A 19,573-nucleotide genomic window follows, 5' to 3' on the forward strand; every position below is an offset into this window, starting at 1 on the left:
TCAGCCGAGAAGCCCATGCCGATCCGTCATTGCATCGTCCACCTGATCGACAAAAAACCCGACGGCACACCTGCAGTTCTCCATGCCCGCGACTCCGAACTGGCTGAGTCCGCGGCCATCGAGAACATGCTCGCCGACCTCAACGAAAGCTATAACGCCAAACAGGGCAAAGCCTGGGGCTTGTTCCATCCGGAATCCGGTGCATTTCCGTTCAGCGGCTGGCTGAAGGAGTACCTCGAGGGCGGCCAGGATTTTACGGCGTTCAGCCGCGTGGCGGTCGAGCACCTGCAAAAACTGATGGAAGAATCGAACCTGTCCGTCGGCGGACATGTGCTGTTCGCACACTATCAGCAAGGCATGACCGACTACCTGGCCATCGCCCTGCTGCACCACAGCGAAGGCGTGGCCGTGACCGATGAACTGGACGTGACCCCGTCCCGTCACCTGGACCTGGGCCAATTGCACCTGGCGGCGCGGATCAACGTTTCCGAGTGGCAGAACAATAAACAATCCAAGCAGTACATTTCGTTCATCAAAGGCAAGAACGGCAAAAAGGTTTCGGAGTATTTCCGCGACTTCATTGGCTGTCAGGAAGGCGTCGACGGTCCGGGTGAAACCCGCACCCTGCTCAAGGCCTTCAGTGATTTCGTTGAAAGCGAAGACCTGCCGGAAGACGACGCCCGCGAGAAGACCAAGACCCTGGTGGATTACGCCAGCAGCCAGGCCAAGCTCGGTGAGCCGATGGGCCTGGAGGAATTGTCGGGGCTGATCGACGAGGAACGCCCTAAGGCCTTCTACGACCACATTCGCAACAAGGACTACGGCCTGTCGCCGGAAATCCCGGCCGATAAACGCACCCTGAACCAGTTCCGTCGATTCACCGGCCGCGCCGAAGGCTTGTCGATCAGTTTCGAAGCACACCTGCTGGGTTCGAAGATCGAGTACGACGAAGAAGCCGGCACGTTGATCATCAAGGGCCTGCCCACTTCGCTCACCGATCAGCTGAAGCGTCGCAACTGATGCTCGGCGGCGTCCTGAAAAAGTTCCTGCTGATCCTGCTGGTGGTTGTGGCTTACCAGAACTGGGGCAAGATCGAGCGGGTCTTCAACCCTTCGCAAGTGGTGTCAGAGCAGACGCAGACAAAGGCCAACGTCGTGCTCTACGCCACCGAATGGTGTGGTTACTGCAAACTGACCCGGCGGTTTCTCGATCAGAAAGGCATTCCGTACAAGGAATTCGATATCGAGAAGGATGCCGTCGCGCGCAAGGACTATGAGGCCTTGGGTGGTGGCGGAATTCCGATCATCGATGTGAACGGAACCCTGATTCGCGGGTATGACCCGGATGCGATTCTGGCGGCGTTGAAGTAACCCTGTAGGAGCGAGCTTGCTCGCGAAAAAACCATGGGCGCCGCTGGGCATCCGGCTTTACGCGTTATCGTTCACGATCTTCGCGAGCAAGCTCGCTCCTACAAAGGTCAGATGGCTTCGATACGGAAACCAAACCGCGGGAAGTGCACATGCACCACGCCGCCACGTTCGTCCTTGCGCCGCACAATCAACTCTTCGCTGCCGGCAAACAGCAGCTCTCCCAAGACCGGATCAACGCCATAGTCCGTGGCCGCGATGACCACCTGCTGACCCGCCGTGAATCCGTTGGGATCGACGAACTGCTCATCCGGCAATGCCGCTGGCGTGGACCTGCGCGCCACCTCCAGCGCCTCTTCGGACGTCATCTCGCTGGAGGCGCCATGACCAAAGCCCAATACCCGAGAGTGCCACGCATTGACTGCCGGGTAAGCCTCGACCAGCGGAGCCGTCACCGGTGTGGCCTTGAGGAACCAGAGGCAATGGGCCAGGGCAAAGTCGGCAATCGACGGCTCACCGAACAGGAAATCACCCTCTTCACGCTGCAACTGCAGCTCCAGCCGCGACATGATCGTTGGCCACTGATGCTTGGCCTGCTCGGTAGACAATTTTGTCGCGCTACCACCACTGAACAAACCGGCACGGTCGGCCAGAAACGCCTTGATCGCTTCCGGCGATAAATTGCCAAAACGCACCGCTATCGATTCCGGCTGGAACACCAGGCTGACCGCGTGCTGGAACACAACAGAGTCAGCCCAGGCTGCAAACGACGCGGTGATCATTTCCTGACCTTGCGGAAAGAACGCCGGCAAGGCTTTTTCCTGCTCCAGTCGCCGGGCAATCAATGCCGTATCGCAATAAATATCTGCACCGACTTGCAGCACCGGTGTCTTGCGGTAGCCACCGGTCAATGCCGTAAGGTCCGGTTTGGGCATCACTGGCGAGATCTTCACCGAGCGCCATGACAAGCCCTTGAAGCCCAGCAGCAGGCGGGCCTTCTCGGCAAAGAGGGACGTCGGGTAATGATGCAGAATCAACTCGGACATGCTCGGCTCCGCCGCACAAATTAGGAATCCGCAGCTTAGCGCGCAATCGGTTGGCAGCCTACAGATGTGCCTGATGGGAGCCGATCAGCCAGATTGATAAGACGCGACCAGACATTCCTTGGCGCTTTTGCGCAGTTTCTTGATCAGCCGTTCCTGGCGCAGCGCTTCGCTTTTGTCGCGACAAAGTTCGGTGTAGACCAGCGCCATGGCCGGACTGGACAGAAAGAACCGTGCCCCCTTGCCACTTTGATGCTTGGCGAAGCGGCGCACGGGATCATCGCTGACCCCGCAATACAGCGAACCATTGGCCGCGCGAACGAGGTAGACGAACCAGGGCTTGCTGACGGGAGACTCGCTTGGGGTGGTCACGGCACGATCAAGGCTTGAAAGGAGACGAGCCGCGATCTTATCAGCGACCGGCCTGAAATGCCTTCAGCCCCTTCAATGCCTGGGCGCGAACGGCGTTGCGCACCAGTGGCGTCCAGCCCAGCAGCAGACCTTTGAAACCCAATGCCTGTCGTGACCAGGTCCAGAGATCAAAGCTGTCGTGATGCTCGCAAATCCTGCCGTCACGAAAGACGAAGCGCGCCTGGATGTCGTTGACCACGGTGTTGCCGGTCTGGCTGAACAGGTAGGTCGCCACCCAATGGGCGCCACCGGTGCGCCCGTCGGCGTGAACATGATCGAAGGTCAGGGAAAAATCCTTGGCTCGAGTCGTCAGCATGCGCCACATGTCACCGGCATCGCGACCGCGAAGCTCACCGAACGCCGGATCACTGAACACCACATCATCGGTGTAGCAGGCAGCCATGGCTTCGGCATCCAGGCGCTGGAAAGCCTGGTAGAAACGGGTGATCAAGGCGCTATGGGCTTCACTCATCTGCGGGTTCCCCTGGGTTTGCATAGTGACTTCGAAAGAGTGCCTGCACGATAGTCTGCAAATGCATCGAACACTATCGGCATTCACGACGAAAATAACGCGATGACTATTCACATCATTCCGCTGTCCCGGGCGTAGGAAAAAAGATCAACATCCGTGCAAACACCTAACCGGTGCATGGCCATTTTCTTTTGTTTACTGATGGTCGACACGCTGCGATTGAAGTGAACGGCGATTTCGCTGACGGTCATGCCACTGGCAAGCATTCGGACCACTTCGTACTCCTTGGCTGACAAGGATGATTCGTGAAACTGATCGCGGGTGTTGGCCAACAGCGTGCGCAGGGACTTGCTGAGGTAATGGCGCCCTTCCTGCACCGCATTGATTGCCAGGGGCAACTCCGTCGCCGATGCGGTTTTGGCAACGATGGCCATCACCCCTTGCGCCAGTGCAGCCCTCGCCGTCACCACACTGGTAAACATCGTCACCAGAATGATCGGCAAGGTCGGGTAATGGCGCTGAATCGTACTCAACATTTTCAAGCCATCGGCCTGCTGCCCTCCCGGCATGGAGAAGTCGGTGATCAGCAGTTCGCAGGAGGTACTTGAAAGCAGATTCATCAAGTTGTCGACACCGTCGGCCTCGCCGACGATCACGCATCGTCGACTGGCGTTGACGAGTATGCGCAGCCCGACACGAACGACTGAATGGTCGTCAGCAATAATGACTCGCATTGTGGGAAACCTCCTGCGGGTGGCGCAAAAGCGCGGAAAGTAGCGCCGTTCCTGCACCGTTCACAACGCTTCGAAAAAACCTCTGACGCTGCGGCCCCAATGTATTCAATGGGCTAACTCTTTGCCCATCTAACAAATAGATGGTTCCTACATAGCGGCGCGCTGGAGACTACGCAGGAGGACTACAGAAAAAAGCTCCTCGTCAGAAAATGCTGCATCGTACGCAACACTCTTTCATACACGCCCGCTCTCTTTTCGTATTAGTTGCATTCCTCCAACGCCCCCTTGCTCGCTAAGTTATCGCCTGCCAAGCAGTCCGGCCCCCCTGCCCGGAACTGCGCTCACTCTTTGCCTGACGACCCATTACATGAAGAAGACGCCTACGCCCCTGAGCACTGCCTGCTTGTTCACGGAATCCCTGCGTTACCCGTATTGCGAGCCATGCCAACAATCTTTTATCCGGGAAATTCAATGAGCGACATCAAGACAATATTTTTGAAGCAGTTGCGCCGCCTGACCCACACGGGTATCGGTGCGTGCGCGCTGATATGGGCCGTACAGGTCCACGCCGACGGCATGGTGCCTGATACCTCCGTGATCATCGTCAATGAAGCCAACGGGGAAACCGCCGTATCCGTGACCAATACCGACGCCAGCCTGGCATTGCTACACGTCACCATCGAAAACATTCCCGAAGACACCGAACCCTTGGTGTTCGTGACGCCACCCTTGGCACGCGTTGAGGCCTCCAGGACACAGTTGGTGCGTTTCATCCTGCAATCGGAAAAGCCCCTGCTCACCCAGCGTTTGAAGCGGGTGATTTTTGAAGGTATCCCCCAAGGCAGACCGGTTTCCGAAGCCGGGCATGCCCGTGTGGGTATGACGGTACGCCAGAACCTGCCGATCATCCTTCATCCCGCTGGCCTGGCGCCCAACCGCACACCATGGACCGACCTGAAGTGGTCGCTGCAGGAAGGGCAACTGACCGTACGCAACGAAACACCTTATGTCGTACGCCTGGCTCAGGAAGTTCAACTACTGCCTTCCGGAAGCGCCGCGATGCTACCGCGAACCTACGTACTGCCCGGTGAGCAGATCAACGTTTCGGTCCCTGCAAAGGCTGCCACCCAGGTTCGAATCAATCCGGCGACCGTCTATGGCTTTGCCGTGCCTCCCTATGACGCGCCGCTCGCCTTCTAGGGCGGACATCATCGATAGCGCCGCGCAGGGAAAAGCAGGCGTCGACATTTCAGCGTGACGGAATCCGAAGCGGATCAAGCCGACACCCTGGCATAACCCAAGTGAATCTCATGAACACCGTATTGAAATACCGTGATGGCGAAGCCATGCCTGCGATTCGGCCGGCCAGCACACCCCCCCATCTGTCGCGGGTCCGGACCGGCATGGTGTTGCTGCTTGGCAACATGCTGATAGGGCTCGAAGCCAATGCCGACGACCTCGAGGCTGCTTCGTTGCTGACTTCGTTCGACCAGAAAACGCTGAGCCAACGTGGTATCGACCCCAGTCTCGCAACTCAACTATTGGCCGCCCCGAGCTTCACCGCTGGCCGACATCCGATCACCCTCACGGTCAATGGCCAGCGTCGCGGCCGGGTCGACGTCACGTTCAACCGGGAGAGCGACTTGTGCTTTGACCGTTCCCTGCTTGATGCGGCAAACCTGAGCGAGCCATCGACTCCAGCCAACGACAAAGGCTGTTTCGATGTACTCGCCACTTGGCCGCAGGCCCGAATCGAACAGGATCCGGCCAATCTCGGCCTTTCATTGATAGTGCCCACCCAGGCGATACGTCCGGTGGTCCGGGATATCTCCGGTTATCAAACCGGCGGTATCGCCGGGTTACTCAATTACGACATCAACAGCCTCCACAGCCAATACGGCAATCGATCGAACCGCTACCTCTCAGCCAACACCGAAGTCGGCTTCAATGCCGGCGACTGGATTGTACGCAGCCGTCAGGTGCAGAGCTGGCAGAACGATGTGTCGCGCACCACTCACCTGGCGGCTTACGCCCAGCGCACCTTTGCCAGCCACGAAACAGTGCTTCAAGCCGGTCAGGTCAATCTCTACAACCCGGTACTGGCCGGCGCGCAGATCACCGGCGTTCAGCTCATGACCGAGCAGGCGCTCCAGGTTGAAGGCCAAGGCAATCCCATCGAAGGGATTGCCCGCAGCCAGGCCCAGGTCGAAATACGCCAGAACGGTTCGCTGATCCACTCGACAGTGGTACCGGCCGGACCGTTTTCCCTGAGTAACGTACGTCGGCTCGACAGTCGCTCCGATGTTGAAGTCACCGTCAAGGAAGCGGATGGCAGCGAGCAACGCTTCACAGTCCCCGTCGCCATGCTCGGCGTTGACCTGCCGGCTCCCGGCTTTTCGTTGGCCGCCGGCCAGGTACGCAGTCTCGGCGTTGCCCGGAGCGGTGACCCCTGGGTGATCAGCGGTGGCTGGAGTGGAGCACTCAACCCGAATGTCCTGCTCAGCACCGGTGCCACCGGCACCGCCGATTACCGTGCTACGGGCGCTGGCCTGAGCCTGCTGCCAGGGCCCGCCACACAGATCCGGACCACCCTGCAAGCGGCCGACACCAGCACCCGTCAGGCCGACAGGGGGCTTCAGGTCGATCTGAATGTTTCGCAACGTTTGGGTGAACAGTGGTCGATCAATGCCGCAACCTCGAACCGGACTTTCGGCTATCGCGACTTGTCCGAGGCGGTGTTCGATACTCAGTCGGAGCGTAGCCCGTCGCGCTACCGCGATCAGCAGAGCCTGTCGCTGACCTGGTCACACCCCGGGTTTGGCGCGTTCAGCAGCGGCTTCAATCGCTCAACGACATTCGACGGGCAAAACAGCAGCCGCGCCTTGGCGTCCTGGGGCACCCGGATTGGCGACGTGTCGGTGTCGGCCACCGCGCAATGGCAGGTCAGCGGCACCCAACGTAGCGACGACAGTGTTTATCTGAGCCTCAGCATTCCACTGGGTGAACGTCGCCGGGCGCGCACCTGGGTACGCCATTCCGCTGGCGAATACCGCAGCGGTGTCGGCTTGAACGAGCAGATCAACGACCAGTTGAGCTACCGGGTCGGTGTTGAGCACGACACACGAGACAAACAAGTGCAGTCCTCGGCGGGGATTTCCCTGCTGCCGCGCTACAGCCAACTGGACTTGAACTACACCCGCTCCGATGCCGAACGCTCCAGCTACCAGATTGGCGCGCGTGGCGGTGCCGTTCTGCACGGCGACGGCCTGACGTTATCGCCATACGCCGTACGGGACACCTTCGCGCTGCTTTCGGTTGGCGACGAAAGCGCCATCAAAGTCTCGACTCCAAGCGGTCCGGTCTGGACCGACTGGAAAGGTCAGGCCGTGGTGCCTCAAGTGAGCGCCTATGGGCGCAGCCCGGTAGAAGTCGACACCCGCTCGCTGCCGCGCAACCTCGATATCAACAACGGACTGGCCGTGGTTTCCGCCGGACGCGGGGCCGTCGACAAGGTCGAGTTCGGCGTCACCTTGACCCGCCGTGCCCTGCTCAAAGTCACCACGGACGACGGTGCCCCCCTGCCCCGTGGCGCGACGGTAAGCAGCGCAGACGGTGAGTTCATCACGCTCGCTCAAGAAGGTGGATTGGTGTTTCTGCCCAACGCACTGAACACCCGCGACCTCTGGATAACCGCACCAGGGCTGGAGCGCTGCGAGCTGCGTTTCGAACTGCCGGCCAAGGCCAATACCCAGGTGTATTACGAGACCGCCGACGCCCGGTGCCACACACTTTGAGGATCTCCCCATGAAGCTGCCCCACACTCTGTTGTTAACACTCGGCACGTTGATGTTGAGCGGACTTGCGCCGCACGCCTGGGCCCTCGCCGATGAATGCAAGCTCACCCTGAGTCAGCCGGTACTCGATTACGGTTTGACGAATCGGGCCATACGCGCCAATGGCTCCGCAGAGCGCCCCCTGGGCGAGCGCCGCCTGAGCCTGAACCTGAGCTGCCCCCAACCCACTGACATGACCCTGTTCTACCGTGCCATGGCCGCGACCGCCGAGCGCTTTCGCTTTGCCGAACACGGCAGCTATGCCGTGCGCATGAGTGACGCCGTGCTCGATGGGCAACCGGTGGACTTGGGCCTGATTTCTGCCGTCGACCAAGTACCTGAAGCAACCACTTCGAGTCTGCTTTGGCAACCGCAGCAGGCCATCGTTCCGGTTCGGGGCGGTGTGGCGGCGCAAGGGCAAAATCTTTCAGCACAACTGGAGCTGACAGCCTGGGCGTCGGAGAAAGCGCTGCAGGTACGTGACGCCGTAACCTGGGAAACCACCGGCCTGTTCGACGCGGTCGCGACGGGCCGCTCAAGTGAGATAACCCTGCGCGCCAGTTTCGCCCCCACCGCGTGCAAAGTGGAACTGTCCAATGGCGGCCAGGTGAACTTCGGTCAGCTAACGAAAAACGATCTGAACGCTGACAAAAACACCTCACTGCCACCCAAGGATTTGACCCTGCGGGTTGACTGCGACGCCCCGACGGAGTTTGCCCTGGTCATGCATGACAACCGCCCTGGCTCGGCAACGGACAACAGCGAGATTTACTACGGACTGGGTCTGGATCACCGCAGCAACAAGATCGGCCTGTACTCACTCAATGTCGATCCCGCTAACGCCAGCGCCGACAGCTTCGCCCGCCTGTATCAAACCTACTCCACCACCCAGGGCGCGGCCTGGAGAACCTCCAGTTCGAACCCGATTCCGTTCGCCCAGAGAAGTTACCTGGGCTTTACCGACAGGGCCGGCAGCACCGCAGGCCCGGCCTTTATCCAGAACCTCACCACTATGGTGACGGTCGAGGCCGTCATTGCCCCCACCAATAGCCTGGACTTGAGCACTGCCGTTCACCTCGACGGCTCGGGGACGATCGAAATTCTATACCCGTAACACCCACCCTGCCTTGTTGAAGCCGCGGGGGACTTACGCCCCTCGGAACATTCAAGGCCAACAACTAAAGAAAGGAAGTTTCACCCATGAAAAAGTACTTCGCAGCACTCACCACAACGGCACTGATCAGCGCCGCTCCTTTTGCTCTCGCAGCGTCGAGCACTGACCTGACGGTTACTGGCCTCATCACGCCTGTCGCTTGCACGCCGACCTTCAATGGCGGTGGTGACATTGATCTCGGCAGGATCTCGTCAGGAGACCTCAATCAGGACCAGAACACTCTGGTTGGCAGTCATCCGCTTACTTTGACCGTGAACTGCAGTGCAGCTGTTACGTTCTCCATCAATCCAATCGACAATAATCCCGGTACGACAATTGGCGATTGGTTTGGCCTTGGCCTGACCGATGACGGAAAAAAGCTGGGATTCTTTTACCCAGAAATTCTGCGAGCCACAGCAGATGCATCCGCGGCTGATCCTATCGAATCAAACGACAGAGGAACCACCTGGGCGAAAGCCGACTCTGCTCAACCGGGATATTGGCTGTCCGTTGCCAATACTGGCGATACCAATCCGATCGAAGCACAGGTTGTCACCATGGACTTTAAGGTTGATACATACATTGCCCGCGCCGACGGGCTGGACCTGACCAACGAAGTCAACATTGACGGCTCCGCGACGTTCGAAATTGTTTACTAATTAGGGCCAAGGTGCTGAACCGTTCGTTGCCTGAATGAACGAGGGGTTCAGCACCCATACCTTCTTCTCGAAAAGGAATTTACCGATGAAGCGTATCCCTATAGCCCTGACTGTAGCGCTGCTGGTGAGCACGACGACTAGCGCCCTTGCTGCGTCTACCGCAGACCTGACAGTCAACGGCATCATCACTCCGGTCGCCTGCACCCCGACTTTCTCCAACAACGGTCTTGTCGACTACGGAAAAATCTCCCGGCAGGACCTGAGCGTCGATAATCGGACACAACTGCGTGACAAATCCCTCGACCTCAACATCAACTGCACGGCACCTACCCGTTTCGCCTTGATCATGCGGGACAACCGGGAAGGCTCGGCCATTGTCAACAGTGAGATCTTTTACGGCCTGAAGTTCGACCGCAGCGGCAACAAGATCGGTCTGTATTCACTGAACTTCGATCCCGCCAGAACCGTAGTGGACGCACTGGCTCAAGTGTATCGAACCGACTCCACCACCGGGGGGCGGGCGTGGAGCACCTCCAGGTCCAACCCCATACCGATCGGCGCCAAAGGCTATCTAGGCTTCACTGATGTGGCGGGCAGCACCGCAGGTCCTGTCGCGATTCAGAACCTGAGCAGTCAGGTCACGCTTGTCACAGTCATTGCACCCACCTCAACGCTGGACCTGACTGACGATGCAACACTCGATGGCTCGGCGACTCTGGTGGTTGTCTATTTGTAGACGCTCCATTGCATTTAAATTTTCTCACTGCTGACTTGCACATACAGCGCCCTCCCGGCGCCGAGACCGGCGATGATCGCACCCAGGCCGATGACGCCAAAGATCCATCCCACCGCCGTCCAGCCACCGGTCCAGTCATGCACGATACCGACCGCGAACGGTCCCATGGACGCCAGGGTGTAACCAAAACCCTGGGCCATGCTCGACAGGTTCGCGGCGACGTGGGAGTCCCGCGAACGCAACACGATCAAGGTCAAGGCCAGGCTGAACGTGGCGCCCTGCCCCAGCCCCAGCACGATCGCCCAACCCCACAAGCCTTCGATCGGCGCATACAGGCAACCGAACAGACCACCGAGGGTCAGGATCATCACGATCACGATTGCCAGGCGCTGGTCCTTGCCGCGAGTCGCCAGCCAGGGTGCCGCAAGGGAGCTGACCAGTTGCACGATCACCGAACCCGACAGCACCAGCCCGGCCTGGGTCGGGGTCAAGCCGCGACCGATCAGGATCGACGGCAACCAGCCGAACACGATGTAGGCCAGGGACGATTGCAGGCCCATGTACAAGGTCACCTGCCAGGCCAGCGGATCGCGCAGCAAGCCTCGAACGCGGTAGGCAACGTTGTGCGCGCCGTGTTTCTGGCCGACTTGCGGCAGCCAGAACAGCGCCGCCGCCAATGCCGGAACAACCCAGAAACCGAGGCCCAGCTCCCAGCGCTTGTCGAAGTGCTCGCTCAGCGGCACGGTCGCACCCGCCGCCATCGCCGCACCCAGGCAAAGGGCCATGGTGTAGACGCCGGTCATGGTCCCGGCCTGTTTCGGGAAATCGCGCTTGACGATGCCTGGCAGCAACACACCGATCACGCCGATGCTGGCACCGGCCAGCACACTGCCGGCAAACAGGCCGATCCCACCGAATGAACTGCGCAGGATGATCCCGCCAGCCAGGGTCAGAAGAATGCCCAGCACCACCCGCTCAGCCCCAAACCGTCTTGCCAGCAGCGGTGCCAGCGGAGCAAACAGGCCAAGGCAAAGCACCGGCAACGTGGTCAGCAATCCTGCCGCTGACGCCGACAAGCCGAGGGACTTCGAGACCTCGCTGAGCATCGGCGCCATGCTCGACAGCGCCGGGCGCAGGTTCAGTGCCACCAGAATCAGGCCCAGCAGCAACAGCCACGGCCGGCGCAGAACCGGGTGGGTTTGCTGAACCTGTTCGTCATCGGCCTCGGCATCGATCAGCAGCTCTTCCAGCTCTGCCGAACGTTTTGCAGCTGTGGATAAGTCACCGCGCGGTATCGACTTCCCGGTTTCAAGGTTCATTGATCAACTGCCTCGACAGGGCTTTGGCCCGTTCCGGGTCGCGTTGTTCGACGGCATCAAGCAAATCGATGTGCAGGTCGAACACTTCCTGACGGCGCGGGACGATGCTCAGTGTCTGGCGCAACTGCGCGCCGACGATGCTGGAGAAATAGCGATACAACTCGCTGAGAGTCGGGTTGTGCGCGGCGTCCACCAGGCGACGATGGAACACCAGATCGCAGGCGATGTAGGTGTCGAGATCGCCGTGGTAGTGACTGCCGCTGACACCCAGCGCCTCGCGCAATGCCACCAGGTCTTCATCGGTGCGGCGCATGGCTGCCAGGCCGATGGCCTCGACTTCGAGGATGTGCCGGGTTTCCCGGGCCTGCTCAAGGGAGCAACGGGACAACGCCTTCAGGGTATCGAGCGGATCGACCACCGCCCGCAGGTAACTGCCGTCACCCTGGCGGATTTCGATCAACCCGGAAAACGCCAACACGCGCATGGCTTCGCGCACGGTGTTGCGGCTGATGCCCAGTTCCGCCGACAACTCGGGCTCGGTGGGCAAACGCTGGCCGACGACCCAAATACCCTGGTTGATACGCTGGCGCAGTTGGTCCAGAGCCTGATCGACCAGGGATCGTTTTACCAACGGAGAGATTTGTGACATGGAATTCGCCCTTTCATCCAATCATAGGATGAATTTTCTGACATTTTAGTCAGCTTGTTTCCATAGAGCAACCACCGGGGATTTGGCAACGCGAAACCTGTGGGAGCGAGCTTGCTCGCGAAAGCGGCGGATCAGTCACCATCAGTGTTGAAGGTGGCGGCCTCATCGCGAGCAAGCTCGCTCCCACAGGGACTGTGGCAAGACCATCGAATGTTCAATTCCGGACAAAAATAAACCCGGAACTCAGTCCGGGTTTATTTCAGTTCCTGGGCTCGATCAATGCAGGATCTGGCTCAGGAACAGCTTGGTGCGATCATTCTGTGGGTGGTCGAAGAAGTCGTTCGGCGCGGCCTGTTCGACGATTTCGCCCTTGTCCATGAAGATCACGCGGTTGGCCACGGTGCGGGCGAAGCCCATTTCGTGGGTCACGCAGAGCATGGTCATGCCGTCTTCGGCAAGGCCGATCATGGTGTCCAGTACCTCTTTCACCATCTCCGGGTCGAGTGCCGACGTTGGCTCGTCGAACAGCATGATTTTCGGCTTCATGCACAGCGCGCGGGCGATCGCCACACGCTGTTGCTGACCACCGGACAACTGCCCCGGGTATTTATGCGCCTGCTCCGGAATGCGTACTCGCTCCAGGTAGTGCATGGCGATTTCCTCGGCCTTGCGCTTGGGCATCTTGCGCACCCACATCGGCGCCAGCGTGCAGTTCTGCAGGATGGTCAGGTGCGGGAACAGGTTGAAATGCTGGAACACCATGCCGACTTCGCGGCGGATCGCTTCGATCTGCTTGAGGTCGTTGGTCAGTTCCACGCCATCGACCACGATGCGGCCCTGCTGGTGTTCTTCCAGGCGGTTGAGGCAACGGATAGTGGTGGACTTGCCGGAACCCGACGGGCCGCACAACACGATACGCTCGCCCTGCTTGACGTTGAGGTTGATGTCTTTCAACACGTGGAACTGGCCGTACCACTTGTTCACGCCCTGCATCTGAATAATGCCTTCAGGGCTCACAGGCTTTTTATTTGCTTCGCTCATAAAAGAACTCCTAACGCTTGTGGCCTGTGTCGAGCTTGCGTTCCAGATGCATGGAATAGCGCGACATACCAAAACAGAAAATCCAGAACACCAGGGCGGCGAACACATAGCCTTCGGTGGCCATGCCCAGCCATTTCGGATCGGCGGCGGCTTGCTTGACGCTGTTGAGCAGGTCGAACAGGCCGATGATGATCACCAGGCTGGTGTCCTTGAACAGCGCGATGAAGGTGTTGACGATGCCGGGGATCACCAGCTTCAGGGCTTGCGGCAGAATCACCAGGCCCATGCTGCGCCAGTAGCCCAGGCCCATTGCTGCAGCCGCTTCGTACTGCCCCTTGGGAATTGCTTGCAGACCACCGCGCACCACCTCGGCCACGTAGGCCGACTGGAACAGGATCACGCCGATCAGTGCCCGCAGCAGCTTGTCGAAGTTCATGCCTTCAGGCAGAAACAGCGGCAGCATCACCGAGGACATGAACAGCACCGTGATCAACGGCACGCCGCGCCAGAACTCGATGAAGGTCACGCAGACCACCCGAATCGCCGGCATGTTGGAACGACGCCCCAGGGCCAGGACAATCCCCAGCGGCAGCGCACCGGCGATGCCGACGGTGGCGATCACCAGGGTCAGCATCAGGCCGCCCCATTGGCTGGTCGCCACCTGGGTCAGGCCGAAGACGCCGCCGTGCAGCAAGCACCAGGCAATGATCGGGTACAGCACCAGGAAGCTCAGGCCATACACGGCCTTGCGGTGAAAGCGCGAGATGAACAACGGCGCCACGCCAACGATCGCCAGCCACACGGTCAGGTCGACGCGCCAGCGCAGTTCCGGCGGGTAGTAGCCGTACATGAACTGGCCGAAGCGCTGCTGGATGAACACCCAGCAGGCGCCCTCCTTGGTGCAGTCGGCCTGGCTGGTGCCAACCCAGTTGGCATCGAGGATCGCCCACTGCAGGATCGGCGGGACAACCAGGTAAATCAGATAGAACGCAAACAGGGTCAACAGCGTGTTGAGCCAGCTGGAGAACATGTTCGCGCGCATCCACGCCACCACACCAATGCTGCTGCTCGGTGGGGGCATGTCAGGTTTGAAAGTATGAGTGCTCATGCGCTTTTCCTTACCGCTCGATCAGCGCAATGCGCTTGTTGTACCAGTTCATCAGCAGGGAAATGCTGATACTGATCGCCAGGTACACGCTCATGGTGATCGCAATCACCTCGATCGCCTGGCCGGTCTGGTTGAGCACGGTCCCGGCGAACAGCGAGACCATTTCCGGATAACCGATACCGGCCGCCAGCGAGGAGTTCTTCGCCAGGTTCAGGTATTGGCTGGTCAGCGGTGGAATGATCACGCGCAGGGCTTGCGGGATGATCACCTTGCGCAGGGTCGGACCATTGCGCAGGCCGAGGGAATGCGCCGCTTCGGTCTGGCCGTGGCTGACCGACTTGATGCCCGAACGCACGATCTCGGCGATGAACGCTGCGGTGTACACCGTCAGCGCCAGGGTCAAGGCCAGCAGTTCCGGGATCAGTACCCAGCCGCCGACGAAGTTGAAGCCCTGCAGCTTCGGCATCTCCCAGTGCACCGGTGCGCCGAAAACCAGCGCGCACAGCGCAGGGATCACCAGGAACATCGCCAGGCCGACCCAGAACTTGTGGAATGGCACGCCAGTGGCTTCGAAGCGCTTGTTGGCCCAGCGGCACATCAGCACGATGGCGACGATGGCCACGACGATGCTGATCATGAACGCCCAGAACCCATCCGCCATCAGCGCGGCCGGCATGTTCAGACCACGGCTGCTGACGAAGAAGGTATCGCCGAAGTTGTGGCTGTTACGCGGCCCAGGCATGGTCAGGAACACCGCGAAGTACCAGAACAGGATCTGCAGCAGCGGCGGAATGTTACGGAAGACTTCCACGTACACCGTCGCCACTTTGGCGATGATCCAGTTCTTCGACAGCCGCGCCACACCCACGATGAAACCCAGGATCGTCGCCAGGATCACGCCGATGAAGGTCACCAGCAGCGTGTTGAGCAGGCCGATGACAAACACCCGGGCGTATGTGTCCGCTTCGGTGTAGTCGATCAGGTGTTGAGCGATGCCGAAACCGGCACTGCGCTCGAGAAAGTCGAAACCGGAGGTAATGCCCCGGTGCTGCAGGTTGGTCTGGGTGTTATCGAACAGATACCAGCCCAGCGAGACCACCCCGATAATCGTGATGATCTGGAATACCCACGCACGCACTCGTGGATCGCTGAGGCTGAGCCTCTGCTTAGGTGCGCCGATTGAATTTTGCATGAAGTGCCCCGGAAATAATGGAACAGAACATCACCCGGTGGTTGGCCCACCGGGTGATAGAACCATCAGCGCACTGGTGGTGCGTATTGAATGCCGCCAGCGTTCCACAGAGCGTTCAGCCCGCGGTCGATTTCCAGCGGAGTGCTCTTGCCGAGGTTTTTCTCGAACACTTCGCCGTAGTTACCCACTTGCTTGACGATCTGCACGACCCAGTCTTTCTTCACTTTCAGGTCTTTGCCGTATTCACCGTCGGTACCCAGCAGACGGGCAACATCCGGGTTCTTGGTGCCCTTGGCTTCGGCTTCGACGTTCTTCGAAGTGATGCCGGCTTCTTCAGCGTTGAGCATGGCGTAGCCAGTCCAGCGCGCGATGGCCAGCCACTCGTCGTCGCCATTACGCACGACCGGGCCCAGAGGCTCCTTGGAAATGGTTTCCGGCAGAACCACGTAGTCCTTCGGCGAAGCCAGCTTGCTGCGCTGGGCGAACAGCTGGGATTTGTCGGAGGTCAGTACGTCGCAACGACCGGATTCCAGCGACTTGGCGCTTTCGTCGGAGGTGTCGAAGGTGATCGGGGTGTATTTCAGGCCGTTGCCGCGGAAGTAGTCGGAAACGTTCAGCTCGGTAGTGGTACCGGCCTGGATGCAGATGGTTGCACCGTCCAGCTCTTTAGCGCTTTTCACGCCCAGCTTGTTGTTTACCAGGAAGCCGATGCCGTCGTAGTAAGTGATGAAGCCCGGGAATTTCAGGCCCATGCCCGCATCACGGGAGCTGGTCATTGTGGTGTTGCGCGACAGAATGTCGATTTCGCCGGACTGCAGCGCGGTGAAGCGCTCCTTGGCGTTCAACTGGCTGAACTTGACCTTGGTCGCGTCGCCGAAGACAGCCGCCGCCACTGCACGGCAGTAGTCAGCATCGATACCGACGATCTTGCCGGTGGAATCCGGAACCGAGAAGCCTGGCAGGCCATCGCTGACGCCACACTGCACGAAACCTTTCTTCATCACTGCATCCAGGGTTGCGCCCGCCTGGGCAAACCCGCTGACACCGAGCGCTGCAGCTGCAGTCACGATAGCCAGGGTGGATTTCAACATCTTCATTCAAACCTCCAGTTTTGCTCTTGTTGTGTCGGAGCGTGAGTCCTGTCGCACCCTTTTGAGGCGTAGTCGACCCGTGTTGGCTTGTTTTTGGGTCAACCGACGTAAGACGTTAGCTATGAGTCTAGTAGGAGAAAATCCACGTCATGGAAAACTCGCTCTCACCAGTCGGCCGAACGGGCTGTAGCCCTTTCACGTTCGCGAAGCCCCGTATCGGCCTTTGGCGAACATCCATCACCGGATTCTTTTCAATCCCACTAACAACCTCGGCCTGATAGTGTTACCGACAGGCGTAGGATTTTTCATACAGAGTTCGCCATAGCAAAGCCCGTACCACACCGCTCGCCGAAGCGGTTCAGCTGCAGGTCAATAGCAAAACTTGTAACCTTGCGACATCTTCGTAACTGATCAACCACACACGCACTCAGCCCTCGCACTCAATGAGAGCGCACGCACACTTTTGGAGCAGCCATGACCAACCCCTTGATTCTTGAACCCGTCAAGACCGCAGACGCCTGCGTTATCTGGCTGCACGGCCTGGGTGCCGATCGCTACGACTTCCTGCCAGTGGCCGAAGCCCTGCAGGAATCCCTGTTGAGCACCCGCTTTGTTTTGCCCCAGGCGCCGAGCCGCGCCGTCACCATCAACGGCGGATACGAGATGCCGAGCTGGTACGACATATTGGCCATGAGCCCCGCGCGCGCGATCAACCGCGAGCAACTGGAAGAGTCTGCCGACTGGATCATCGAACTGATCGAATCGCAGAAGGCCAGCGGAATAGACGCCTCGCGGATTTTCCTGGCCGGTTTTTCCCAGGGCGGTGCCGTGGTGTTCCACACCGCGTTTCTGAAGTGGCAGGGACCGCTGGGTGGCGTCGTTGCCCTTTCTACTTATGCACCGACCTTCAGCGACGAACTGCAACTGTCCGCCAGCCAGCAGCGCATTCCGGTACTGTCGATGCACGGCCAATACGACGACGTGGTGCAGAACTCGATGGGACGCAGCGCCTACGAGCACTTGAAGCATAGTGGTGTCACCGTGACATGGCAGGAATACCCAATGGGCCACGAAGTGTTACCCGAGGAAATTCGCGACATCGGCACCTGGCTCACCGAGCGCTTGCGTTAATCCTTCAGGTTCCTTTCTTTGTTTAAAGGTCCCTTTGATCCATCCCACTACGCCGCGCCCGATTCTTGCATTACACTGGCCGGCGTACATTCCTTAACCAATTGATGAGATGACCGTGCTCAAAGCACTCAAGAAAATGTTCGGTAAAAGCGAGACTGAGCAACTCGCGCCAGTCCCCAGCGCTCCGTCTCACGCTCCCAGCCACCGCACCGACGGTAATCAGCCTGAACGGACCGCCACCACGACGGCACCCAAGCATGAGCCCAAGCCCGCACCCGCTGCCCAGCCTGTGGCGATAGCAGCCCCGGAACAGCCGCTCAGCGAAACACCGAAACCCGCCAAACCGCGCCGCGAACCCAAGCCCAAGGCGCCGGTCATCCCATGGAAACTCGAAGACTTCGTTGTCGAGCCACAGGAAGGCAAAACCCGCTTCCACGATTTCAAGCTGGCTCCTGAACTGATGCACGCCATCCAGGACCTGGGCTTCCCGTATTGCACGCCGATCCAGGCACAGGTGCTGGGTTTCACCCTCGCCGGCAAAGACGCCATCGGCCGCGCCCAGACCGGTACCGGTAAAACTGCTGCCTTTCTGATCTCGATCATCACCCAGTTGCTGCAAACCCCGCCGCCGAAAGAGCGCTACATGGGTGAGCCACGGGCGTTGATCATCGCGCCGACCCGCGAACTGGTGGTGCAGATCGCCAAGGACGCCGCCGACCTGACCAAGTACACCGGCCTCAACGTCATGACCTTCGTCGGCGGCATGGACTTCGACAAGCAGCTCAAACACCTCGAAGCCCGCCACTGCGACATCCTGGTGGCCACGCCGGGCCGCCTGCTGGACTTCAACCAGCGCGGCGACGTGCATCTGGACATGGTCGAAGTGATGGTGCTGGACGAAGCCGACCGCATGCTCGACATGGGCTTCATCCCGCAAGTGCGCCAGATCATTCGCCAGACGCCGCCGAAGGCCGAGCGCCAGACACTGCTGTTCTCCGCGACCTTCACCGAAGACGTGATGAACCTGGCCAAGCAATGGACCACCGACCCTGCCATCGTCGAAATCGAAGTCACCAACGTGGCCAACGAAAACGTCGAACAGCACATCTACGCCGTGGCCGCTGCCGACAAGTACAAGCTGCTCTACAACCTGGTCAACGACAATGGCTGGGAACGGGTGATCGTGTTCGCCAACCGCAAGGATGAAGTGCGACGCATCGAAGAACGCCTGGTGCGCGACGGCATCAACGCTGCGCAACTGTCCGGCGACGTGCCGCAGCACAAGCGCATCAAGACCCTCGAAGGTTTCCGCGAAGGCAAGATCCGCGTCCTGGTCGCCACCGACGTGGCCGGTCGCGGTATCCACATCGACGGCATCAGTCACGTGATCAACTTCACCCTGCCGGAAGTGCCGGACGACTACGTGCACCGCATCGGACGGACCGGTCGTGCTGGCGCCGACGGTGTGTCCATCAGTTTTGCCGGTGAAGACGACTCCTACCAGTTACCGTCCATCGAGGAAAAACTGGGGCGCAAGATCAGCTGTGAAACACCACCGACGCATCTGTTGCGGGCGGTTGAGCGCAAGCGCCCACACTAAAGGACGCTGAAAAGACAAGCGCAGCCGGAAACGG

19 protein-coding genes are annotated in these 19,573 nt (G+C 59.6%); 9 read left to right on the forward strand and 10 right to left on the reverse strand.

What is annotated here, in order from left to right; translation table 11 throughout:
* Nucleotides 1–15: 15 nt before the first annotated feature.
* Nucleotides 16–1,020 (forward strand): nucleoid-associated protein YejK, encoded by a 1,005-nt coding sequence (gene yejK / locus PPUTUW4_RS22525; RefSeq protein WP_008018580.1) that lies wholly within the window; start codon nucleotides 16–18, stop codon nucleotides 1,018–1,020.
* Nucleotides 1,020–1,370 (forward strand): glutaredoxin family protein, encoded by a 351-nt coding sequence (locus tag PPUTUW4_RS22530; protein WP_015096711.1) that lies wholly within the window; start codon nucleotides 1,020–1,022, stop codon nucleotides 1,368–1,370. Before yejK ends, PPUTUW4_RS22530 begins: the two co-directional genes overlap by 1 nt.
* Before the next feature lie 107 nt (nucleotides 1,371–1,477).
* Here the strand turns inward: PPUTUW4_RS22530 and PPUTUW4_RS22535 are convergent, their stop codons facing one another.
* From PPUTUW4_RS22535 to PPUTUW4_RS22550, 4 genes are all read right to left on the reverse strand, one after another.
* A complete protein-coding gene (locus PPUTUW4_RS22535; protein WP_015096712.1) occupies nucleotides 1,478–2,413 on the reverse strand; it encodes a glutathione S-transferase family protein in 936 nt (311 codons plus the stop codon).
* An 84-nt stretch (nucleotides 2,414–2,497) separates the two neighbouring features.
* Nucleotides 2,498–2,782 (reverse strand): GIY-YIG nuclease family protein, encoded by a 285-nt coding sequence (locus tag PPUTUW4_RS22540; protein ID WP_015096713.1) that lies wholly within the window; start codon nucleotides 2,780–2,782, stop codon nucleotides 2,498–2,500.
* Nucleotides 2,783–2,822: 40 nt separating this feature from the next.
* Complete coding sequence (locus PPUTUW4_RS22545) at nucleotides 2,823–3,293, reverse strand: nuclear transport factor 2 family protein (RefSeq protein ID WP_015096714.1); 471 nt, start codon at nucleotides 3,291–3,293, stop codon at nucleotides 2,823–2,825.
* Nucleotides 3,294–3,403: 110 nt separating this feature from the next.
* Nucleotides 3,404–4,027, reverse strand: a complete 624-nt coding sequence (locus PPUTUW4_RS22550) for a response regulator (protein WP_015096715.1) — start codon at nucleotides 4,025–4,027, stop codon at nucleotides 3,404–3,406.
* 471 nt (nucleotides 4,028–4,498) lie between these two features.
* Between PPUTUW4_RS22550 and PPUTUW4_RS22555 the strand changes: the two genes are divergently transcribed.
* From PPUTUW4_RS22555 to PPUTUW4_RS22575, 5 genes are all read left to right on the forward strand, one after another.
* Complete coding sequence (locus PPUTUW4_RS22555; RefSeq protein ID WP_015096716.1) at nucleotides 4,499–5,227, forward strand: fimbria/pilus chaperone family protein; 729 nt, start codon at nucleotides 4,499–4,501, stop codon at nucleotides 5,225–5,227.
* 110 nt (nucleotides 5,228–5,337) lie between these two features.
* Nucleotides 5,338–7,821, forward strand: coding sequence for a fimbria/pilus outer membrane usher protein (locus PPUTUW4_RS22560; RefSeq protein WP_015096717.1), 2,484 nt, complete (start codon nucleotides 5,338–5,340; stop codon nucleotides 7,819–7,821).
* Nucleotides 7,822–7,831: 10 nt separating this feature from the next.
* Nucleotides 7,832–8,974: a DUF1120 domain-containing protein gene (locus PPUTUW4_RS22565; protein WP_015096718.1), complete on the forward strand. Its 1,143-nt coding sequence runs from the start codon at nucleotides 7,832–7,834 to the stop codon at nucleotides 8,972–8,974.
* Nucleotides 8,975–9,060: 86 nt separating this feature from the next.
* Nucleotides 9,061–9,672: a DUF1120 domain-containing protein gene (locus tag PPUTUW4_RS22570; protein ID WP_015096719.1), complete on the forward strand. Its 612-nt coding sequence runs from the start codon at nucleotides 9,061–9,063 to the stop codon at nucleotides 9,670–9,672.
* A gap of 85 nt (nucleotides 9,673–9,757) precedes the next feature.
* The gene (locus tag PPUTUW4_RS22575) at nucleotides 9,758–10,408 is read left to right on the forward strand and encodes a DUF1120 domain-containing protein (RefSeq protein ID WP_015096720.1); all 651 of its coding nucleotides are present in this window, start codon (nucleotides 9,758–9,760) and stop codon (nucleotides 10,406–10,408) included.
* A gap of 14 nt (nucleotides 10,409–10,422) precedes the next feature.
* Here the strand turns inward: PPUTUW4_RS22575 and PPUTUW4_RS22580 are convergent, their stop codons facing one another.
* From PPUTUW4_RS22580 to PPUTUW4_RS22605, 6 genes are all read right to left on the reverse strand, one after another.
* Complete coding sequence (locus PPUTUW4_RS22580) at nucleotides 10,423–11,727, reverse strand: CynX/NimT family MFS transporter (RefSeq protein ID WP_015096721.1); 1,305 nt, start codon at nucleotides 11,725–11,727, stop codon at nucleotides 10,423–10,425.
* A complete protein-coding gene (locus PPUTUW4_RS22585; protein ID WP_015096722.1) occupies nucleotides 11,717–12,376 on the reverse strand; it encodes a FadR/GntR family transcriptional regulator in 660 nt (219 codons plus the stop codon). Before PPUTUW4_RS22585 ends, PPUTUW4_RS22580 begins: the two co-directional genes overlap by 11 nt.
* A gap of 276 nt (nucleotides 12,377–12,652) precedes the next feature.
* Nucleotides 12,653–13,417: an amino acid ABC transporter ATP-binding protein gene (locus PPUTUW4_RS22590; RefSeq protein WP_007972685.1), complete on the reverse strand. Its 765-nt coding sequence runs from the start codon at nucleotides 13,415–13,417 to the stop codon at nucleotides 12,653–12,655.
* A 10-nt stretch (nucleotides 13,418–13,427) separates the two neighbouring features.
* A complete protein-coding gene (locus PPUTUW4_RS22595; protein WP_015096723.1) occupies nucleotides 13,428–14,525 on the reverse strand; it encodes an amino acid ABC transporter permease in 1,098 nt (365 codons plus the stop codon).
* 10 nt (nucleotides 14,526–14,535) lie between these two features.
* Nucleotides 14,536–15,717 carry an amino acid ABC transporter permease gene (locus tag PPUTUW4_RS22600; RefSeq protein ID WP_015096724.1) on the reverse strand — a complete coding sequence of 394 codons (1,182 nt, stop codon included), beginning with the start codon at nucleotides 15,715–15,717 and terminating at the stop codon, nucleotides 14,536–14,538.
* A 65-nt stretch (nucleotides 15,718–15,782) separates the two neighbouring features.
* Complete coding sequence (locus PPUTUW4_RS22605; protein ID WP_015096725.1) at nucleotides 15,783–16,814, reverse strand: amino acid ABC transporter substrate-binding protein; 1,032 nt, start codon at nucleotides 16,812–16,814, stop codon at nucleotides 15,783–15,785.
* Nucleotides 16,815–17,282: 468 nt separating this feature from the next.
* Here PPUTUW4_RS22605 and PPUTUW4_RS22610 point away from each other — a divergent pair, with 468 nt between their 5' ends.
* Both PPUTUW4_RS22610 and rhlB read left to right on the forward strand, forming a co-directional pair.
* Nucleotides 17,283–17,939: an alpha/beta fold hydrolase gene (locus PPUTUW4_RS22610; RefSeq protein WP_015096726.1), complete on the forward strand. Its 657-nt coding sequence runs from the start codon at nucleotides 17,283–17,285 to the stop codon at nucleotides 17,937–17,939.
* A 109-nt stretch (nucleotides 17,940–18,048) separates the two neighbouring features.
* The gene (rhlB, locus tag PPUTUW4_RS22615; RefSeq protein WP_015096727.1) at nucleotides 18,049–19,539 is read left to right on the forward strand and encodes an ATP-dependent RNA helicase RhlB; all 1,491 of its coding nucleotides are present in this window, start codon (nucleotides 18,049–18,051) and stop codon (nucleotides 19,537–19,539) included.
* The last annotated feature ends 34 nt before the right edge of the window (nucleotides 19,540–19,573 follow it).

This window comes from Pseudomonas sp. UW4, assembly GCF_000316175.1.
GTDB classification, from domain to species: Bacteria; Pseudomonadota; Gammaproteobacteria; order Pseudomonadales; family Pseudomonadaceae; genus Aquipseudomonas; species Aquipseudomonas laurylsulfatiphila.

What these genes read in the sequence shown, in the direction of transcription:
- rhlB (WP_015096727.1), top strand. Translation starts at nt 18,049, where the DNA reads ATGACCGTGCTCAAAGCACTCAAGAAAATGTTCGGTAAAAGCGAGACT.
- PPUTUW4_RS22585 (WP_015096722.1), bottom strand. Translation starts at nt 12,376, where the DNA reads ATGTCACAAATCTCTCCGTTGGTAAAACGATCCCTGGTCGATCAGGCT.
- PPUTUW4_RS22600 (WP_015096724.1), bottom strand. Translation starts at nt 15,717, where the DNA reads ATGCAAAATTCAATCGGCGCACCTAAGCAGAGGCTCAGCCTCAGCGAT.
- PPUTUW4_RS22605 (WP_015096725.1), bottom strand. Translation starts at nt 16,814, where the DNA reads ATGAAGATGTTGAAATCCACCCTGGCTATCGTGACTGCAGCTGCAGCG.
- PPUTUW4_RS22530 (WP_015096711.1), top strand. Translation starts at nt 1,020, where the DNA reads ATGCTCGGCGGCGTCCTGAAAAAGTTCCTGCTGATCCTGCTGGTGGTT.
- PPUTUW4_RS22545 (WP_015096714.1), bottom strand. Translation starts at nt 3,293, where the DNA reads ATGAGTGAAGCCCATAGCGCCTTGATCACCCGTTTCTACCAGGCTTTC.
- PPUTUW4_RS22595 (WP_015096723.1), bottom strand. Translation starts at nt 14,525, where the DNA reads ATGAGCACTCATACTTTCAAACCTGACATGCCCCCACCGAGCAGCAGC.
- PPUTUW4_RS22570 (WP_015096719.1), top strand. Translation starts at nt 9,061, where the DNA reads ATGAAAAAGTACTTCGCAGCACTCACCACAACGGCACTGATCAGCGCC.
- PPUTUW4_RS22560 (WP_015096717.1), top strand. Translation starts at nt 5,338, where the DNA reads ATGAACACCGTATTGAAATACCGTGATGGCGAAGCCATGCCTGCGATT.
- PPUTUW4_RS22550 (WP_015096715.1), bottom strand. Translation starts at nt 4,027, where the DNA reads ATGCGAGTCATTATTGCTGACGACCATTCAGTCGTTCGTGTCGGGCTG.
- PPUTUW4_RS22580 (WP_015096721.1), bottom strand. Translation starts at nt 11,727, where the DNA reads ATGAACCTTGAAACCGGGAAGTCGATACCGCGCGGTGACTTATCCACA.
- PPUTUW4_RS22535 (WP_015096712.1), bottom strand. Translation starts at nt 2,413, where the DNA reads ATGTCCGAGTTGATTCTGCATCATTACCCGACGTCCCTCTTTGCCGAG.
- PPUTUW4_RS22610 (WP_015096726.1), top strand. Translation starts at nt 17,283, where the DNA reads ATGACCAACCCCTTGATTCTTGAACCCGTCAAGACCGCAGACGCCTGC.
- PPUTUW4_RS22575 (WP_015096720.1), top strand. Translation starts at nt 9,758, where the DNA reads ATGAAGCGTATCCCTATAGCCCTGACTGTAGCGCTGCTGGTGAGCACG.
- yejK (WP_008018580.1), top strand. Translation starts at nt 16, where the DNA reads ATGCCGATCCGTCATTGCATCGTCCACCTGATCGACAAAAAACCCGAC.
- PPUTUW4_RS22555 (WP_015096716.1), top strand. Translation starts at nt 4,499, where the DNA reads ATGAGCGACATCAAGACAATATTTTTGAAGCAGTTGCGCCGCCTGACC.
- PPUTUW4_RS22565 (WP_015096718.1), top strand. Translation starts at nt 7,832, where the DNA reads ATGAAGCTGCCCCACACTCTGTTGTTAACACTCGGCACGTTGATGTTG.
- PPUTUW4_RS22590 (WP_007972685.1), bottom strand. Translation starts at nt 13,417, where the DNA reads ATGAGCGAAGCAAATAAAAAGCCTGTGAGCCCTGAAGGCATTATTCAG.